At 35.3% G+C, this 15,497-nt stretch carries 15 protein-coding genes; 9 read left to right on the forward strand and 6 right to left on the reverse strand.

Annotation, left to right across the window (positions count from 1 at the left end):
- The first annotated feature begins 81 nt into the window (after positions 1–81).
- The 3 genes from lepA to KC460_00155 all read left to right on the forward strand — a co-directional run bounded on the left by lepA (position 82) and on the right by KC460_00155 (position 3,939).
- Complete coding sequence (gene lepA, locus KC460_00145) at positions 82–1,905, forward strand: translation elongation factor 4 (GenBank protein ID MCA9769766.1); 1,824 nt, start codon at positions 82–84, stop codon at positions 1,903–1,905.
- Between the two features lie 38 nt (positions 1,906–1,943).
- Entirely contained in the window at positions 1,944–2,639 is a 696-nt protein-coding gene (locus tag KC460_00150) for a hypothetical protein (GenBank protein ID MCA9769767.1), read from the forward strand.
- Positions 2,640–2,847: 208 nt separating this feature from the next.
- Positions 2,848–3,939: a hypothetical protein gene (locus tag KC460_00155; protein MCA9769768.1), complete on the forward strand. Its 1,092-nt coding sequence runs from the start codon at positions 2,848–2,850 to the stop codon at positions 3,937–3,939.
- 126 nt (positions 3,940–4,065) lie between these two features.
- On the opposite strand, the gene KC460_00160 is transcribed toward KC460_00155, so the two are convergent.
- Positions 4,066–4,647 carry a nucleotide exchange factor GrpE gene (locus tag KC460_00160; GenBank protein ID MCA9769769.1) on the reverse strand — a complete coding sequence of 194 codons (582 nt, stop codon included), beginning with the start codon at positions 4,645–4,647 and terminating at the stop codon, positions 4,066–4,068.
- A gap of 154 nt (positions 4,648–4,801) precedes the next feature.
- On the opposite strand from KC460_00160, the gene KC460_00165 reads away from it, so the two are divergent.
- The 4 genes from KC460_00165 (at position 4,802) to KC460_00180 (ending at position 10,377) form a co-directional block, all read left to right on the forward strand.
- A complete protein-coding gene (locus KC460_00165) occupies positions 4,802–6,124 on the forward strand; it encodes a hypothetical protein (GenBank protein ID MCA9769770.1) in 1,323 nt (440 codons plus the stop codon).
- Positions 6,125–6,226: 102 nt separating this feature from the next.
- Positions 6,227–9,028: a hypothetical protein gene (locus KC460_00170; protein MCA9769771.1), complete on the forward strand. Its 2,802-nt coding sequence runs from the start codon at positions 6,227–6,229 to the stop codon at positions 9,026–9,028.
- A 178-nt stretch (positions 9,029–9,206) separates the two neighbouring features.
- On the forward strand, positions 9,207–9,683 hold the full coding sequence (locus tag KC460_00175; protein ID MCA9769772.1) for a hypothetical protein: 477 nt from the start codon (positions 9,207–9,209) through the stop codon (positions 9,681–9,683).
- 49 nt (positions 9,684–9,732) lie between these two features.
- Positions 9,733–10,377, forward strand: a complete 645-nt coding sequence (locus KC460_00180; GenBank protein ID MCA9769773.1) for a hypothetical protein — start codon at positions 9,733–9,735, stop codon at positions 10,375–10,377.
- Between the two features lie 46 nt (positions 10,378–10,423).
- On the opposite strand, the gene KC460_00185 is transcribed toward KC460_00180, so the two are convergent.
- The 5 genes from KC460_00185 to mnmA form a co-directional block, all read right to left on the reverse strand.
- Positions 10,424–10,849 carry a hypothetical protein gene (locus KC460_00185; protein MCA9769774.1) on the reverse strand — a complete coding sequence of 142 codons (426 nt, stop codon included), beginning with the start codon at positions 10,847–10,849 and terminating at the stop codon, positions 10,424–10,426.
- A 133-nt stretch (positions 10,850–10,982) separates the two neighbouring features.
- Entirely contained in the window at positions 10,983–11,639 is a 657-nt protein-coding gene (gene ssb / locus KC460_00190; GenBank protein MCA9769775.1) for a single-stranded DNA-binding protein, read from the reverse strand.
- An 82-nt stretch (positions 11,640–11,721) separates the two neighbouring features.
- A complete protein-coding gene (locus tag KC460_00195; GenBank protein ID MCA9769776.1) occupies positions 11,722–12,150 on the reverse strand; it encodes a hypothetical protein in 429 nt (142 codons plus the stop codon).
- A gap of 6 nt (positions 12,151–12,156) precedes the next feature.
- Positions 12,157–12,759, reverse strand: a complete 603-nt coding sequence (locus KC460_00200) for a CDP-alcohol phosphatidyltransferase family protein (GenBank protein MCA9769777.1) — start codon at positions 12,757–12,759, stop codon at positions 12,157–12,159.
- Complete coding sequence (mnmA, locus tag KC460_00205) at positions 12,746–13,804, reverse strand: tRNA 2-thiouridine(34) synthase MnmA (GenBank protein ID MCA9769778.1); 1,059 nt, start codon at positions 13,802–13,804, stop codon at positions 12,746–12,748. Before mnmA ends, KC460_00200 begins: the two co-directional genes overlap by 14 nt.
- 194 nt (positions 13,805–13,998) lie before the next feature.
- Between mnmA and KC460_00210 the strand changes: the two genes are divergently transcribed.
- Positions 13,999–14,616: a hypothetical protein gene (locus tag KC460_00210; GenBank protein ID MCA9769779.1), complete on the forward strand. Its 618-nt coding sequence runs from the start codon at positions 13,999–14,001 to the stop codon at positions 14,614–14,616.
- Between the two features lie 422 nt (positions 14,617–15,038).
- A complete protein-coding gene (locus KC460_00215) occupies positions 15,039–15,470 on the forward strand; it encodes a hypothetical protein (protein MCA9769780.1) in 432 nt (143 codons plus the stop codon).
- Positions 15,471–15,497: the final 27 nt, after the last annotated feature.

The raw sequence follows: 15,497 nt of genomic DNA on the forward strand, positions 1-15,497 counted from the left end.
GTTCTCCCGATAAGTTTTTTCGGTGTATTGTTAAATAGATATATTGCGGAAAAAAACCATTTGCCGTACAATTAAGGTATTATGGATCTAAAAAAAATAAATCTTAAAGATTTTACCCCAGACAGAGTCCGCAATTTTTCTATAATCGCCCATATTGATCATGGCAAATCTACTCTTTCAGATAGACTATTAGAATACACAGGTACTATTACTAATCGTATAAAAAATGAACAGTTTTTAGACAAGCTACAAGTGGAAAGAGAGCGTGGCATTACAGTAAAGGCTCAGACCGCTTCCATGTTCTATAAATATAACGGAATAACCTATCTACTCAATTTAATTGATACACCGGGCCATGTTGACTTCAGTTACGAGGTTTCACGATCACTCTATGCATGCCAGGGCGCACTGCTTTTAGTCGATGCTGCACAAGGTATTGAAGCGCAAACAATGGCAAATTTTTATTTAGCATTTGAACAAAATTTGGCTATTGTTCCTGTTATTAACAAAATTGATATGGCTGCAGCCGATCCTGAGCGTGTTGCACTCCAAATGCATAATCTTTTTGATTTTGAAGATAGCGATTTGGTTTTGGCTTCTGCAAAATCTGGCATTGGTATTACCGACGTTTTAGATGCGGTTGTTACTAAAGTTCCTGCACCGATAAGCTCTGTAGATGACCCATTAAAAGCATTACTTTTCGATTCATGGTTTGACGAATATCGTGGTGTTGTCTGTTTAATGGCAATTAAAAATGGCGCCATAAAGAAAGGAGACAATATCAGTTTGGCACAAACCGGTAACTCATATGAAGTACTAGAAATTGGCTTGATGTACCCTGATATGACTCCACTCAATGCCCTGTATGCTGGACAAGTTGGCTATATCATTGCTGGAATGAAAACAGTCAAAGAAGCACGTGTTGGTGATACTATTTACCACACCAAAAAAGAAGTTAAACCATTTACTGGCTTCAAACCTGCACAGCCTGTTGTATTTGCTGGTATTTTTCCTATTGATAATGTTGATTTTGATTTATTGCGCGATGCAATTGAAAAGCTTACATTAAATGATGCGAGTGTAACGGTTGAAAAAAAATCATCTCCTGCTCTCGGCCTTGGGTTCCGCTGCGGTTTTCTTGGTTTGCTACACATGGATGTTTTCAAGCAACGACTTGAGCAAGAATACGGATTAAATGTTATAATAACTGCACCAAGCGTACGATACAAGGTGAAATTACAATACAAAGATACAATACTCACAATTGAAAATCCATCAGAATTTCCTGATGCAGGCCAAATCGAAATGATCGAAGAGCCAATGATTGATGCTACCATTATTCTACCAAAACAATATATGGGTACCATCATGACACTATGTGTAGAAAAGCGCGGCGAGCAAAAAGAACTCAATTATCTTGACGATGAGCGTGCTATATTAAAATATCGTTTACCTTTGGCAGAAGTTGCAACTGACTTTTATGATCAGTTAAAATCACTTAGTTCCGGCTATGCAAGCTTCGATTATGATCAAGCTGGATATCAAGCTGGCAAATTAGTCAAAATGGATATTTTGTTAAACGGTAAAGCAATCGATGCGCTTTCATGCATTGTCCATGCAGACAAAGCATATTACATTGGCCGAGATTTGGCACAGCGTTTGCGTGAAGCTATTCCACGCCAACTATTTGAAGTCGTTATTCAAGCCGCAGTTGGTGCAAAAATTTTAGCGCGAGAACGTTTAGCGCCGTTGCGTAAAGATGTTATTGCCAAATGCTATGGTGGTGATATTACACGCAAACGTAAATTACTTGAAAAACAAAAAGCGGGAAAAAAGAAAATGAAGCAAGTTGGTTCTGTAGAAATTCCACAAGAAGCATTTTTAGCAATTTTAAAGCGCCAATAACTTTTTACAAACCTTCACATTTAAGCTAGGAGAACGAGATGGCTTACTCTTCTATTTATAAAACAACCACCGTAGTAAGTGTTCTTGTAGTTTTATTATTTTCAAACACCTCTTTTTGTATGAAAAAAAAAGAGGTAAAATCGCAGTCTGCTCGTTCTGTTTTGAATAGAGAGTACACTAACCCTGCACCGGATCTCCATAAAGAAGCTAGTAAACAATTCCCCAAAATTGGAAAAAGTTTTATAAACGCTATCTTTACTCATATCAGTACTTCACGCTCTAAGAGAAGAAAAGAAAAAAGAGAATTAGCAAAATTCTCTTTTTCTTTTGAAGAAAATTTTGCAGCTGAGTTTGAGTCAGACGATGAAGACAGTCTCTCAACAAGTAGCAATGAAGAACATTATATAGAGGACAATTGGGTCAAAGAAAGTGATGAAGTTTATAATTTTATTCAAAAACTATCAAGCAAAAAATGTAAAGAATTTGAGCTGGAAAGTGCTGTAGATAAAAAACAAAAAATAAATAAAGATCAACACGAACTTCGATCTGCTTTTTTCAATTTAACTAAAAATATAGATGATAACGATTTAAGAAGTGTGATTAATAAATTAAACAAACAAGAGAACAAAAAAATAGTATCTCTTCTGTCTGGTCCATATAAAAAAAATAGTCTCGATAAAAAACAAGCAAATATAATAATTAACTGGGCATTGTTTCAACAAACCGAAATGTAATTAAAAACAACTTTGTTGCAACAGATAATCTACTTTAAGTAAACTTAATGATATTAACAAATAAAAATACTGTGAATAAAAAGATTCATGATTGTACAATAAGCAATCGAAAGTTGATAAACCGCCTTTTGCAAGAAATTGATTTGATTTAGCATCATCATTTTTGGTAAAGTACGGCTAATACAACTCATAAATTAGGAATTTTACAGTGCCGGAACAAGAAAAAAAAACAAAGCACAAAAGCCACCAGTTTTCAGGAAATATTTATATTTTCCATGCCTTTGATGTTGGTGATGATATTAATTTAGAAAAAATTAGATCATCGTCAGTAATTACATCACGCCCGCTCGCATTGCCAAAATATTTTAAAAACTATCACATACCATTAAGCATCGATTTGCCAGAGCCAAATGAGAGCATCCACTGTATTGGCGTAAAAATTCATAATTTTGGGGCTATTTCTCTCATTTATAAAATTCCTTTTAATAATAGCTTACAAGACATTCATAAAGAACTTGAGGCGCTTGATAATCAATTTCAAGAACAAAGTGTTACCGATTTAGGTTTACTTTTTAGACGAATAAAAGGATTTATCAGTAAGCCGAAATTTTTTTATACTCGTTCTTCCTATGTTGTGTTGCAAGTAAATCCACAGCCAGAGGTAATCGACCTACCAACACTCAAAAAACAATATGGCGGTGTAATTGCCTCTACATTAAGATTTGAAACAGAAACCCTTTCTGAATATCAAAAGAACGAAATTTTAGAAGATGCAATTGGTTATTTTAGAGGTGATTTGATTGTTATCGATCCCGGTGCAGCATTTGTATATGATCCAGCACACGAAGAAATTTTGGATTTTTTTGAATTTGCAAACATTCAGCAATTAGAACTTCATTATTTCGATAGAATACTGGATCAACAACTCAATATGCTCTATGAAGAAAAAGCACGTAAGGTACAACTCAAAGCATATCTTCCTTTTATTGGTACATTAACTCGCAGTCCAATTGATGATTTAGGTAAATTAAAAGTGGAAATTTCAGTTATAACTGAACGATTAGAAGGAAGTATTAAAGTTGTCGGCGAACCTTATTTTTCTGAGCTGTATGAACTATTAGTAGAAAAGCTTGGTCTTGATGATTGGAAAAAAACCGTAAATAATAAATTAAATATTATCAAAGAGATTAGTCTTGTCCTACAAAAAAAGATAGACTCTGTACGTGAAGATATGCTTACAGTGTTAATTATTATTTTAATTTTTATAGAGTTACTTGTTGCACTTGTTACGCATAAGTAACGATAAGCATCACACACATGAGCCGTATTATACTACGGCTCAAAATAAGATGTTTTATGCGCTCAACAATACACGTTGTTGCACACCAGAAAAAAAACATATTACTGATGCAATAAAGAGCGCGTATTATTTTGCAACACTTACTTTTGCTGGGCGTAAGACAACATCATCAAACATAAATCCTTTTTGTAGAACCATTACAATATTACCAGATGTATGTTCATCTGATTCAACTTGTGTTAATGCTTCGTGCAATTCCGGATCAAATGTTGTTGTGTTTTTAATCTCGTACACATTATGTTTTTCTAATAATTTATAAAGCGCAGAGCCAATTAATTCAAATCCTTGCAACCATGCGTCCAAGTTCGAATCTTTCTTTTTTTTGTGTTCTTGAAGTGCACGATCAAAATCATCTACAATTTCTAACACATCAAGAATGAATTGTTTTTTACCAGCAACAATCCATTCAATTTTTTCTTTTTCTGTACGTTTTTTAAAGTTTTCAAAATCAGCAGTCACATGTACTAATGTATTTTTTATTTGCTCTAGTTGCACGCAACACGCATCATCATCCAATACTTCATTATTAGACTCAACTTCATCATAATTTCGGGCTTTCACTGAACCATCTGCTTTTTCCTGCGGCATATCACAATCGATTTGGATACACTGCTTTTTTTTATTTTTTGTAACACATTCTTCGGCCATTTTTATGTCCTTTATAACATCATAATCAAAATGTAGTATACTGTAGCATTGGTGAGTTAGTATAGCAAAAATTTACAGAAAAATCTTTATTTTTACGGGTATTTTTTCTATACCTGTAACAGTCACTCATATAGTAAACAAAAGGACCGTAGCCATGAAAAACTTTGATTCAAAATTCTTGCTGGCAGCCTGTTTAACAATTTTTTGTTTGCAAAGCACTATCGCAATTGATGACACTCATTTCTACCGTGCAACCAATTTTTTACCTATTTACCATGAACCGCACTTTGCCGAAAAAGGCCTAACCTCTTTTGATATTTTTGTATCCCATGGTTCAACACGAAAAGCACGTGCTCACCAAGACGATTTAAAAAAAGATAAATGCACCAAAAAAGATTGTTGTGACTTATTACTTTTAAATATCTGTGGTTTACACAACATGCATAAGCTTGGCGAAGGTGTACCCGACAAAGATCCTACTAATCCTGCCGATCTAGCACTTATTAATTTAGAAGCACTTCCTGGGCGAGATTGCTTTGGTAAATTACTATTTGGAGGCGAGTTTAATATCACAGAAGCATATCTTTTTTTCACACAAAATTTAGCACGTGGTTTATTCATACAAGCACATCTACCTATCAGACATTTAGAAATTAACTGTATTACCTTTACAGATCAATCACCAACTGATTCTGAATGTCCAAACATCAACACCCCAGAGTGGCAGACATTTTTGAATATATTTGATGATATTTTAACGCGATATAATCTTGATATTACAGATTTTAAAGAAACCGCAATTGGTGATACAACACTTTTTCTTGGTTACGCTTATCACTATGAAGACACTGAAATTTTAGATTTTTTTGATGTTACGCTACGTGTTGGTGTTTTAATAGGAACTGGTAAACAAAAAGATCAAAATAAAGCCTTTAGTATTGACCATGGTTATGGCGGCCATATGGGGATACCATTTAATGCTGCAGCTGCACTTGGTGCATACGAATGGCTTACTGTTGGCGCACACGTACACGGAACTGTATTTGCCAAAAAAACAAAAGAAATCCGCATGAAAACAAGCACTGCACAGAATGGTTTTATTACGCTTGCAAAAGACACTGCAACCATTGATAAAGGTTCTTTGTGGGGGGCACATATGTATCTAAAAGCTGATCATGTTTTACATGGTTTTTCTGCAACTGTGGGTTATTCATTCTCATATAAAAGAGATGATTTTGTCTGCCCATGCGATTTAGATATATTTGATAAGTGCATCGTAAACAGCGACTGCTTGTTTAAAGAGTGGAAAAACCACACATTCCATCTTTTTATTGAATACGACTTTTCTACCAATCGCCATCATATTGGCCCGCGCATTGGTGGATTTTTCAATTGGCAAGTTGGCGGTACACGCGTATTTAAAACACATACTGGTGGCAGCAACTTTGGTATAGATATGAGTTGGTTCTTTGATTAATCTTTTTTGAATGCATTAGATATTTTATTGCAAAACATTTTCCCTTTATTTGATACTGGTACCTAAACATAAGCCACTCTCATAAGACAGCGGGGAAAATATATGAAACACAATCACCTTATTTCTATCTTATTATTATTTCTTTGTCTATGTTCATCCAAAAAAATAGTCGGTACTGTTTTAGTCAAAGGTAACGCATCAAATACAACAGATACTTTTTCAACAGCAGTCACAACAAAAATTTTTGATGTTGTCACCGGCACCTTATACATTGGCCTTTCATCCAGTATCAGCCTTGCAGGTTCAAGCGAACAATCTTCTCTTACGCGTGTATTACGTCCCTTTGCAAACAGACGCCCTTCATCTTTAATTGTTGGAAATGAAGGTAGCGCTATACAATTTTTGGCACTTGCTGCACGAGAAAATGATGAAAACCCACACCTTGCATATGTTACTGATGCTGATTTAGCAACCGTCAATATTATTGCTCCACATGATGGTAATAGTGGTATAGCAAGCGATACATTACATGACACAGATGAAAACGCATCTGATGGCATTGTTGGTATCACAGCAAACAATAATTTTATTTTTGCTGCAGTCAAGCCAAATGGTGGAAACTTTCCTGCAACCAATAGCGGTATTGCACTGATTCAAATACATAAAAACCCGCTATCTTTAGAAATAAAAGATGCAACAACAGGCCTTGTTGGAAACAAAGCACAGAAACTTGATGTTGATTCGGCACAAATTATGATTGCTAATCCGCCAGTATCTGCAAGCGGCCAAGAAAACGCTGTTGATATGCACTGGGATGATAAACTACAGCGTTTTTATGTTGGTTTGCGCTTACAAACAGCTAATACTAATGCTGATGATGGTGCAAAAGCGATTGTTGTTGGAAATGAGACAGATAGCATTTGTACGCTTAATAGCTTTTTACCAGATGGAGCGTTAGTCAATGGAGAAGATGACAAAATTGTTGGCGTGAAACAAGAAATAAATGCACAACGCACCATCGATATTTTTAAAGTTCGTACGTTACATACAAGCACCGGCCCGAGTTATTTAATTGTTAATGGTGGTGTATATGATGCGGATGGCGAAGCACCAGTTGGCGCTGGCAACAATGTATATGCATTACCACTTGTCGATAAAGGTGATGCGACTCATGTAGACCAAGGCATTTTAGCAAACAAAAATGCTTTTAATGCAACAACAAAACGCTTTGAAATCGCTGCTGCAGCCAATGCTGATCTAACAAAAAATACCGATGCAGCTGCTCTTGTTGGGGCTGGACCGCTACCATTTCAAGTTGATAAACATACCTCTGATATAGTTGTTGTTGGCGATGCAGTATATGCTTCTCGTGGTGGAACACTTGATGCAAACAATGATCTTGGCGTCTGGTATTCACAGGCATTATTTGATCAAGATGGAAAAATTATTAGATGGACACCATGGTCAAAGCGTGCATTTCCACTGAATGTTTTTAAGGGTGGAAACTCAGGTGTTTCATTATTTGATGTTGATGCAGTTACTGGTGACATATGGGCTATAGATTCAGAAAGTAATAAAAAAATACACACTACTGCCTGGAGTACTGGTGAATATCAGATTGGTTTAGTAGCACAGTTAAATAAAAGACTATCTGATTGTTGCTCAGTATTAGATTTGGATCAATCAACACGTGGCTTTACTGGAGACAATAAAACACAGAATCGGTACGCACTTTTTGGCGGTGCTACCCGCACGGTATTTACACGAATTAGCCAGGCAACTACAACCAATCCAACATTACAAACACCACAAACAACATTTAATGATTTTTCAGTGCAAGAAAATTATTTGCTTGCATTTTTACCTGCAAATTCTGGATCAGTCAAAGCACTTGAATACTCACGGCAAAACAGCGGACAAAATAATAATTATTTTTTTGCTGGAACTGAACAGGGATTATTTGTCTTTACCGATGCCGGTGGCAACGGTTTTAACGAAGAAAATTTGGGCACACTTAATGCTGCACCATTTACTACGCGTACGTGGCACAAAATTACCACCATCGATGGTTCAGTTATTGATATCAAAACATCTGGTAACAGATTGTATATATTAGTATTTAAATCAACTGCAGCAACACCATTTAAAACTATTTTATACAGCATTCCATTTGCAACTACAACAGCTACTATGTTTGCGCTACCACTCCGCATTATTGCAGAAACAAACGTCACACCAATTTTTACCGCAACACCATTTTTCACAAGCATGCAAATAGTTTCTACAAATAATGACGGCACTGATGAACAACTTATACTTGGCACTAACTGCGGATTATACAGATCTTCTCGTGCTGGCGGTGTACAAGATGCTACGTCACAAACAGATGCAGGTTGGGTACAAATTGATCCAGCATTTTATACAAGTATTACTGGTATTGATAATGCATGGGCCGCAACTATTGGTGGTAGTGATGTTACTAGCCGCTCTACCGTGTGGCCAGTTAGCTTACGTGATGAACATAATCTAAAAACATTCACACGCAATAGCGTTCATCAATTAAATGGAACAACTGATGCTGGACCATTTAATTTTGTCTCTACGTTCTTTAATAGCATTGATACTACAGATAATAATTTTACCACCCTGCCACGTACGTTTAAATTTTGGTCTGATGGTGGTAGACGATTCTTTATCGTTTATTTGCCAGAAACCTCTAGTAATCAGAATCGATTACTTGTTCTGCCATTTGATACCATACGATGGAATGTATACGATTTGAGTATGCAATCGTTATTTGACCCAGTGTTGACTCAAATACAAGTATTTAACTGGGTACAGCATATTGGGATGACCGGTGTTATCTTGGCCGGAACAAATAATGGTATTATTGCCTTGGAATAAAAACATTTCTATGTGTAATAATACCTATTTTCAATTATCACAATACCAGTCTCATACAGCTTAAAGATTCTATATGAAATAATTTAATTACACAATTAATTTAAGTTGAAATAAAATTAAAAATGACTATTATTAATAATAGTTACACAATATCAAAAATAAATTGGAGGATATTTATATGAATACATTTTTAAAAAGAACATTAAACGTTGTTTTATTTACAGGACTTGTAGCAATTTCAGCGCCAATATTCACGAAAGAAACTATTGCGCCCAAACAAAAAACAACAATATCTAAAAAAGTGAAGCGAGCTCTTGCTGTATTTGATCGTGCTTTTTTCGAAAATGAGGCAGGACTAGCGTTTACATTCATTCCTTTTCTTGCAATAGCAACAGTGCTTGGAGTACATGGAACTATATATTCAATAGAAAAATCTCTCGAATTCCTTTTTTCTACAGGGTTCATTGGAATAGCTAATTCATTTACAGGCGCAGCTGTTGGATTAGGACTAGCATGTAGTTGTGCACTATTGACTGGCGTTCTCCTTAAAGCAACTGCTGGATGTATAAAAAGCATACCAGATGCTTTTCAAGAAGCAGAAAGACACATTCAATTTTTAGAAGATAAAGAAACTAAGAATCTATCACAAAATTAAAATTTAAAAACAAAAAAATTATCATAATTAAAATACAGTATAGGGGGTTATGAATACATCTTTAAAAAGAACATTAAGCGTTGTTTTATTTACAGGACTTGTAGCGATTTCGGTACCAATATTTGGTAAACAAAACGATTCTTTTGGCACAAAAGCTGCTAAGCGATTTTTAACTGGGACAACGTTAACGGCAGCTGGTTTTGCAATCGTAAAAGTATCAATTGATGTGCTTAAGAACAATTTTGCTACCTCAACAATCACTATAGGTGCTTGTAACTTTGCTCAAATTACAGGTATTCTTTCAGCTTTGTTTGGCCTTGTAACTGTCATAGATTCTCTTGATGCCTTGGATAATTTTCTTGCAGAAAACCGTTATGGAGAAAAGCAAGTTGAAGCTATTGAAAAAAGAATTGAAAATCTTACAGAAAAAATAGAAAAAAAATATAACCAACTAAGCCAGCAAACTCAAAATACAATTGAGGTCTTTGCAAGTCTTTCAGGTGGTTTGGCTGGAACTATGCTTGGTTTGCATTTAATCGGAACAGTTACTAAACCAGACAGTTTAGAATCAGTAGATACTACGGCTATGATAGGAGCTCTTGGCTTTTTCACGACAGCAATAAGTATGGGCTTTGTTGGTTATGCTATAAAAAAGTTCTATAACTGTTTTGCAAAAAATAAAATAGCCACGTAAGCAATTTCAAGGGGCTCTAATGAGCCCCTCAATTTTTATACACTTATTAATAACCCATACACTTTTTTAACGCCTCATTCAAAAATTGCTTAATAGTCTGATTTACACCATCATACTCATTCATTGTTGCTTTAAGCACTCGTACCAGATAATCAACATCTTCTAGCAATACAGTATATTTACTCCGTTCTTGTACAAGCAAAGCACAATACTCATTCAAGCGAACTAATCTACCAACAATTAAATCTTCGCATGCTTGCTGATCAAGACCACTTCTACCACTATTAAATAGTCGTATATCCTCCCATACAAGCATGATAGTATCCAATACCTGTTTATACGCAGTTGAGGGAAACAGGCTATCAAAAAAATCAGCTCCATCTGTTTTTTGTATGGCACTGAGAAAAAAATTTCCAAGCAATACCATCAAAACAGTAATGGCACTCAATCGAATCGAATGCTGAAATTTCATATATACGCCCCCCCTAATAGCCACTTGCCTCACTTTAATTATCGAATAAAATATTTCTATTTGTCAATGCTGTAAACAAATAAAATGCCACCCAAAATAAGAGTGGCTATAAAAATTAAATACTATAGAGCATTTAAAAAGGCAGATCATCTTGAAATGGAGGCTGATCCTCAAAATCAAAAGAAGTTTCAGATAAAGACATTGACTGATTCTCTTCAACATTTCTAGCAGTAGTAGTTGCAGCTCGTTTTGCGCCACTAACTACCGCGCTTGTAGTATCTCCCCCTTGCTTTGAAGGCCTTGCAGCTGCTTGCAATGTTGGCTGAACCTCACGATCTTTAATACGCTTGATTTGCGCCATTAATTCACGCTCCATCTCATTTTCTGACTCAGTTTGCTCGTTATTATTATTATCTGCAGTTGCTTTATCTTGCCCTTCAAATTGAGAATCTGATGAACCAGACAAAAATACAACTCGATCAGCAACTATCGAATGCTTACTGCGATTTTGCCCACTTTGGTCTTCCCATTGATCAAATTTTAAACGTCCCTCCACCAACACTGGGCGCCCTTTTTCTAAATATTGGCGGCAACTTTCTGCTTGCGCACCCCATACATCAACATCAACAAAGCATACTTCTTGTACCATATCTCCCGTTTGCCTATTTCTATATTGACGATTTGATGCCAGCCCTAAACGAACAACTGCTTGGCCTGAAGCTAATTGTTTATAATCTGGATCACGTGTTAGATTACCAATCATTACAACGCGATTATATCCTGCTGCCATAATAATACTCCGTTAAATCAATTAAAAAATGCTATTAAATAAATTCACTGTAACAGAAAAAATTATTTTGCCAAACCAACTGCTATACTCTTTTTTTATTTTTTTTACTGTTCTGATTGTCGTGTAGTAACACAGCATATTGACCCAACTCGCTATGGAGTTGCATAATAGTTTTTTGCAGCTCATATACCCGTTCATTTATTTTGTATGTCATATCACAAATTTTTTTATATCTTTTATCCGAGCATTGTGAAAGCTCATGCTGTTTGCCATCAAATTCTGCAGTAACAACAGTAGTTAAAGTATTTTGCACATTGCCATACTTTTTTAACAATAAACCAATTTCAGAAATAACTGCAGGACATTTTTTTAAATAATCGCCTAGCGCTTCTAAACACTGATCTTTATATGGAACAACAACACGTTTTGCCTTTTTAATAATAAAATTATTAGCAGTTAATAAGTACACACTACCTGTGGCAATAAAATAAAAGATACATTTCTTATACATATCGTCCTATATTAGCAAACGAAATTGTTTTAACCCAATGCGGACATAATCAAACAAGGTTAGTATAACTAAAATCATCATAAGGCAAAGCATTGCATAATATGTTTTAATAGGCACCCATTTAAAAAAGTAGCACGCAAATAACCAAAAAATAAAAAGGAGTTGTAAAAATGTAGTTGCCTTACCCAGCTTGGTTGGCGCGATCATCAGATTGCCACGAACACTATAAATCACTGTAGCACCACCAATTAGAATAAGCTCTTTTATAAGAACAAGCCACACAAACCAACACGGCAATGAAAACAAGGGAGATTGCACAAAAGCAAGTGTAAAAAAAATAGAAAGCGTAAGAAGCTTGTCTGCAAGAGCATCTAAACAAGCGCCTAAAAATGTTTGTTCGTTAAGCCAACGAGCCAATGCACCATCCACCACATCTGACCATGCTGCAACACCAAACATCAAAAATGCAACTGACCAATATCCCAAACTCATCGCTACAACAATAACAGGTGTTAATATGATACGGACCAATGTAATAAACGTGGAAAGCGTTATTTTTTTTTCATGTGCGGGCAATTTTTTTAAAAGTCGAAAACTAAATTTTTTCATGAATAATTCCTGCACCAAGACACACCTGATCATCATAAAATACGGCAAACTGCCCGGGCGCAATACCTTGATCATGCTGTGCAAGCTTTACTGCAACTGTACTACCAACAACATCAACAATGGCATCATACATACTAGCACCATGACGTAACTTAACTTGGATATTCTTTTTCGATGGTGACATACCTGCAATCCAATTACACTGCACTGCCACAAAAAAATCACGCGATTTTTCAGTTGTATGATACTCTCTAGACATATACACACGATTTTTTTGAGTATCTTTTGCCACAACATACCATGGCCCATGAGCAAGCCCAGAACCACGTCGCTGACCAATAGTATGATACCAAAAGCCTTTATGCTCTCCCAATCTTTTTCCCGTTTCAAATTCTATAATGTCACCTGGCTGTTGCCCGAGATAATGATTAATAAAATCATTAAACTTTAATTTTCCTAAAAAGCAAATTCCTTGGCTGTCCTTACGGTCTTTATTTGGCAAATTAAGCTTTTGCGCCAGACTACGCACCGCTTTTTTTTCCAAGTGTCCAATAGGAAAGAATATACGTGTTAACTGTTTTTGCGTTAAATAACTTAAAAAATAGGTCTGATCTTTTATTGGATCTGGCGCACGAACTAACTCCACCACTCCATTTTTTTCTTTTATTTGTGCGTAATGACCACTGGCAATTTTATCAAAACTATCATCAATATGATTCAAAAATGTGCCGAATTTTATCCGCTGATTACATAAAACATCTGGATTTGGTGTACGGCCAGATTTGACTTCGTTCACTGTATAGGTCACCACTTGATCCCAATATTCCTTTTGAAGAGACACTATACGTAACGGCACGTTAAACTGCTTGCAGACGCTTTCTACATACTGCACATCTTGCTGCCATGGGCAATGCCCCAAATAAGAAAGCTCATCCTCGAGCCAAATTTTTAAATAAAAGGCGGTCAAGTCATGCCCTTGCTCTCTAAGTAAAGCTAAAGCAACAGAACTATCCACCCCACCAGAAACTAAAACAGCTATCTTCATGGTGCTTATCTTAACATATTTTAAGCAAAAGATCTCATTTAAAGTAATTAGATATCGACACAAGGAACTTGGCTTAATACAACCCCAAAAGCCATTTAACTACTTGACTTTTATTAAAAATTTTTATTATATATACAATAGTATTGTATTTTTTATTTTTATTCTTTAATGTATAAATATAGGTTGGGGATCTCATGAAAATATATTTTATTTCGCTTTCATTACTTTTTAGTGGAACCTTCGCAGTTTTTTGCATGGAGGAAACTCCTCGAACACCGCTATATAGCACTACTGCTCATTTAGATACACCAACAACTTGCAATGATCACATCATATGGCACAATCCGTACAGTGAACAGAATAGGCCTGAAGCAACAATGCAAGATACCATTGATTATTGGAGAGAAAATGAAAGGCGAAGCGATCACATAGAAAGATCAAAAAAAAATAACATTAGGTATAAAGAAGAAAAGGAAGACACTGAGAAATTGATTGAATTAAACAAAAGATATAATATTAAAACACTAACAAAAAAAGAATTAAACCAACTACTCGTGACCCCCAAAGAAAGATACGTTTCCAATAATAATAAAGCACTGTGGCTCATTCCCCTTGGAAACAAAACTGATTGCCTACAAGAATTTGTGTCAAAAACATATACCCTGTCAGATGACTGGTGCAAATTATGCTTTATTGACAATAATAACCGTCATTTTTATATAAGTGGTGAAAATCCACCCATAAAGTATACTTATGCAGTTGTCCATATATCGCTATTTGGAAAACCTGCAGAAGAAAAAACTCTAAAATAACGCGAGTTCGATTATTAAAGAAACTTGATGAAAAAAAGATTTACGGTAATCTCCCAGGAATAAGTAAAAACCAAAGGGAGATACCGTAATGTTAGTAACTATTTTCTGCGAAGTTGTGATGATTTTTGCAAGTTTTTAAAACAAACAGAAGCAAAAAAACTTCTGGCACAAGTAAAAAATGTTGGCAGAAAAAAAATTGACTGCGAGTGAAGTAATGATGATAACAATTTATTTTCATTATTCTGGATTCAAGTGTTTTAAAGCCTATCCCAAAAGTCGTATTTTTGAAGAAATTACTTTAACAAAGGCATAAAAGACCTTTACTTCAAAATTTTTTAGTTTTTTCTCCTCGCGCCACAAAAAGACTTCGAAAGCGATTTATCCATGAATGCGATCGTTCAACTTGCCATCTGAACTGCAAGTTGCAAGCATTCTCACACGTATACCTAGATCGACCGTATGGAATATATCCAAATTTAACGGCAATATCTCGATTCTTTTCAGAATCAAAACCTTTATCAAGACAAAGTTTTGAGTTTTATTCTTCCCGAAAAATTGACGGTTTTGCCGATAATGTTTTTTCAAGGAGGTTCATATCGGGAATATTCGCACCAGAAAATGCAACAGCTATTGGAATTCCATTGGCATCGGTAAGCATACATCATCGCTTCGTTCCAATTTTTCTTCTATCAACAGGGCTTTTTTTGGCTAAACAAAGAAAAAACATGGATCCTTATTTAAATCAATACTACAAAAAAGATTTACAGAAAAGAAAAGTTATTGAAACCGTTTTTGGCTATCTCAAAACTCGCGTTTCTTTACTTTTTCCTTCTCTATTTTTACTTATTTTTTAATTTCACAATTCGCTCAAAAGTCTCCTA

It is taken from the genome of Candidatus Dependentiae bacterium (assembly GCA_020431705.1).
Lineage (GTDB): Bacteria > Babelota > Babeliae > Babelales > Vermiphilaceae > JAGQHQ01.